Here is a 776-nt window from a genome sequence, read left to right on the forward strand (position 1 = left end):
TTATATGGTTGTTCCATGTTTTCGATAAAACTCTTTGAATTGTTCAGACTGGTCTATATTGACTAAGTCAATGTTAAATTTTTTGCTACTTTCCTCTTTGGCAGTAGCAACTATTTCATTCAGCTCATTATGTAAAGCTTCAAACTCACCTCTGAAATCGTAGTAATTCCTATTACAAAGACCAAATTCTATAGCTAGTTTTCCTCTAGCTATAAAAACAGTATTAAATTCACTTTTTGCATTGTCTGCCAAGTAATGAAGAAGGTTATAACTCATTGAATTCAAGTAAACTTTATTATGCTTGCTTAGTTCTTTAGGCTTTGGAGTATCATATATAGAGATAATATGTATTTCATGCCTGCCAGTAGTTGTTCTAAAGTCAAAATATCTTTTCCAATCGTCCATTTGAATGATTTTTGAGCCACCAGTTTTAACCGGTTCATCAATCGCAGCACAAAGGGCTTTATAATTTTTGTATAATTGGCCTGGGTTTAAATTTGAAGTATCCATGATTTTTTTGAATTTGTCAGTTTAAGGAGCGACAAATTCTAAAACAATATATTGTGTATTCCGGTCAATTTATTTTCTATAAAAAATTGTCAAAAATAGGGGGATGTATCTGCACGATACCCCCCCAAAACTGACAAAATATGAAACGGTAAAAAATCCTAAGAAATTGATTTTTAAAGGAGTTGATAAAATCATATCAGTTAGTTTTAAAGATAAAATAATTTAGTAGTTACTTTATGTGTAATTATCCCAACTTCAAAGCAATA

At 30.5% G+C, this 776-nt stretch carries 1 protein-coding gene; it reads right to left on the bottom strand.

The annotated features are described in order from the left end of the window. A complete protein-coding gene (locus NP590_RS20460; RefSeq protein WP_256604598.1) occupies nt 1-510 on the bottom strand; it encodes a hypothetical protein in 510 nt (169 codons plus the stop codon). Nucleotides 511-776 lie beyond the last annotated feature (266 nt).

This window comes from Methylomonas subterranea, from assembly GCF_024505185.1.
In the GTDB taxonomy this organism is placed as follows: Bacteria; Pseudomonadota; Gammaproteobacteria; order Methylococcales; family Methylomonadaceae; genus Methylomonas; species Methylomonas subterranea.